Origin of the sequence: Micromonospora deserti (genome assembly GCF_003236335.1) — a bacterium.
GTDB classification, from domain to species: Bacteria; Actinomycetota; Actinomycetes; order Mycobacteriales; family Micromonosporaceae; genus Micromonospora; species Micromonospora deserti.
In genome coordinates, this window is sequence record NZ_POUB01000440.1 from 1 (window position 1) to 2,929 (window position 2,929).

A 2,929-nucleotide genomic window follows, 5' to 3' on the forward strand; every position below is an offset into this window, starting at 1 on the left:
GGGTGGGAGCGTGACGACCTTCTCGCTACAGGCAAAGCCCTCCGACGGCCCGAGCTGGCTGGACCTGGCCCGGCGGGCCGAGGCGGCCGGCTTCGACGCGCTGCTCGCCGCCGACCACCCCGGCACGGTGGCGTCGCCGTTCGTCGCGCTGGCCGCCGCCGCGGCGGTGACCTCCACGATCGGGCTCGGATCGAACGTCTCGAACGCCGGGATCCGGGAGCCGATGGTGCTCGCCGCCGACGTGGCCACCCTCGACGTGCTCTCCGGCGGCCGGGCCCGGCTCGGTCTCGGCGCCGGCCACACCCCCGCCGAGTGGCACGCGGTCGGCCGGGAGCGCCCCGACGTGGCGGGCCGGGTGCGCCGCTGCGTGGCCGTCGCCGAGGCGGTCCGGGCCCTGCTCGACGGCGACGCGGTCACCGTCGACACCCCCGAGCTGGCGATGCGGACGGCCCGGCTGGCCGAGCCGCGCCCGGTGCGGTCGCGGATCCCGCTGACCATCGGCGGGGCGAACTCGACGCTGCTGCGCTGGGCGGGGGCGCACGCCGACGTGGTCGGGCTGGCCGGTCTGGGTCGTACCCTGCCCGACGGGTACCAGCACGAGGTGCGCTGGCGGGCGGCGGAGATCGAGGCACAGCTCGACTGCGTCGCCACCGGGGCGACCGGGCGCGGCGAGCCGCCGGTGCTGGAGTCGCTGGTGCAGCGAGTGGTGGTGACCGACGACGCCGAGGCGGCCGCCGCGCCGTTCGCCGCCGACACCGGCCTGACCGTCGCCGAGCTGCTGGCCTCGCCGTTCGTGCTGATCGGCACCGAGGACGAGATCGTCACGGCGGTCGCCGAGCACCGGCGCCGCTGGGGCATCACCCGTTTCGTCGTCCGCACCGACGCGCTCGACCCGCTCACCCCGGTGCTGTCCCGCCTCACCGGCGACGCAGCCGTGATCAGGTGATCGAGAACAGCTCGCCGAGGGGCTTGACGTCGAGTGCGCTCGAAGCGGAACGCTGGGCGGCATGACGACGACACGGATTCTGGGGCGCAGCGGGATAGCGGCCAGCGCGATCGGCATGGGGTGCTGGGCGATCGGCGGGCCGCTCTGGGGTGACGGCGGGCAGCCGTTCGGCTGGGGCGAGGTCGACGACGACGAGTCGGTCCGCACCGTCCACGCCGCCCTCGATGCGGGGGTGACCCTGTTCGACACGGCCAGCAACTACGGCGCCGGGCACAGCGAGCGGATCCTCGGCCGGGCCCTCGCCGGCCGGCGCGACCGGGCGGTCATCGCCACCAAGTTCGGCAACCGCGCCGACGAGGGCACCCGCCAATGGATCGGCACCGACGCCAGCCCCGAGTATGCGGTGGCCAGCCTGGAGGAGTCGCTGCGCCGGCTCGGCACCGATTACGTGGACCTCTACCAGCTGCACATCAACGACCTGCCGGCCGCCGCCGCGCTCGACCTGGTCGGCACGCTGGAGGACCTGGTCACCCAGGGCAAGATCCGGGCGTACGGGTGGAGCACCGACAACCCGGCCTCGGCGGCGGCGTTCGCGGAGGCGGGCCCGCACTGCGCGGCGATCCAGCACGACCAGTCGGTGCTGCTGGACAACGCCGAGATGCTGGCGGTCTGCGACGCGCTCGACCTGGCCGCTCTCAACCGGGGGCCGCTGGCGATGGGGCTGCTCACCGGCTCGACCCGGGCGGTCGGGCGGGACGACGTGCGCGGGATGGCCCCGGAGTGGCTGCTCTGGTTCACCGACGGCCGGCCGACGCCACGCTGGGCGGCCCGGGTGGAGCAGATCCGGCAGGCGTTGACCGCCGACGGCCGGACCCTGGCTCAGGGCGCGCTCGGCTGGCTGTTGGCCCGCAGCCCGCGTACGGTGCCGATCCCGGGCTGCCGGACGGTGGCGCAGGCGGAGGAGAACTTCGCCACCCTCGCCCTCGGCCCGCTGCCGGACGAGTCGTACGCCGAGGTGGAGCGGCTACTCGCCGACCTGCGTCCGAGCCTGGCCGCGGTGAGAGAAGGTTAATCCGCTCAACGCATCCGGACCGCCGCCCGTACCCGAAGATATGAGCATGCGGATCCTGATGGCCGGCGCGTCCGGCTTCCTCGGCGCCCGGCTGGCCGACCGGCTCACGGCGGACGGCCACGAGATCGTCCGGTTGGTCCGCCGGGCGCCGCGCGGCGCCGACGAACGGCAGTGGAACCCGTCCGCCGCGCAGCTCGACCCGGCGGTGGTGGCGCAGTCGGACGCGATCGTCAACCTGGCCGGCGCTGGGGTCGGCGACCGGCGGTGGACCGACGAGTACCGGCGGCTGATCCGGTCGAGCCGGGTGGACACCACCACCACCCTGGCCATCACCATCGCCGGCCTGCCCGCCCAGGACCGGCCGGGGGTGCTGCTCAACTCCTCGGCGGTGGGCTGGTACGGCGACACCGGCGACCGGACGGTGGAGGAGGACGCGCCGGCGGGCGAGGGTTTCCTGGCCGACGTCTGCCGGGTGTGGGAGGCGGCGACCCGGCCGGCCGAGGACGCGGGCGTGCGCGTGGTGCGGATGCGCATCGGCCTGCCGCTGCACCGCGACGGCGGGATGCTCAAGCCGCAGCTGCTGCCGATGAAGCTCGGCATCTCCGGCAAACTCGGCAGCGGGCGGCAGTGGTGGCCCTGGATCTCGATGGAGGACTGGCTGCGCGCCGCGCTCTTCCTGCTCGACTCCGACGGCATCGCCGGACCGGTCAACATGGTCGGTCCGGCCCCGTCGACCAACGCCGAGTTCACCCGGGAGCTGGCCCGGCAGCTGCACCGGCCGGCGTTCATGCCGATCCCGGCGCTGGCGCTGAAGGTGGTGCTCGGCGGCTTTTCCACCGAGGTGCTCACCAGCGAGCGGGTCCTCCCCGGCGTCCTGAACCGGGCCGGCTTCCGCTTCCGCCACCCCGACC

At 74.8% G+C, this 2,929-nt stretch carries 3 protein-coding genes; all 3 read left to right on the forward strand.

The annotated features are described in order from the left end of the window. Window positions 1-946, forward strand: a 946-nt coding sequence (locus C1I99_RS30840; RefSeq protein ID WP_325049254.1) for a TIGR03621 family F420-dependent LLM class oxidoreductase, incomplete at its 5' end; no start/stop codon positions are given. 61 nt (window positions 947-1,007) lie between these two features. Further along, window positions 1,008-2,018, forward strand: coding sequence for an aldo/keto reductase (locus C1I99_RS30845; RefSeq protein WP_111137667.1), 1,011 nt, complete (start codon window positions 1,008-1,010; stop codon window positions 2,016-2,018). A 46-nt stretch (window positions 2,019-2,064) separates the two neighbouring features. Further along, the coding region (locus tag C1I99_RS30850) for a TIGR01777 family oxidoreductase (RefSeq protein WP_111137668.1) at window positions 2,065-2,929 on the forward strand (865 nt) is incomplete at its 3' end.

Bases quoted from the DNA above. Each gene is read 5' to 3' on its own strand.
- C1I99_RS30845 (WP_111137667.1), top strand. From the start codon at position 1,008: ATGACGACGACACGGATTCTGGGGCGCAGCGGGATAGCGGCCAGCGCG.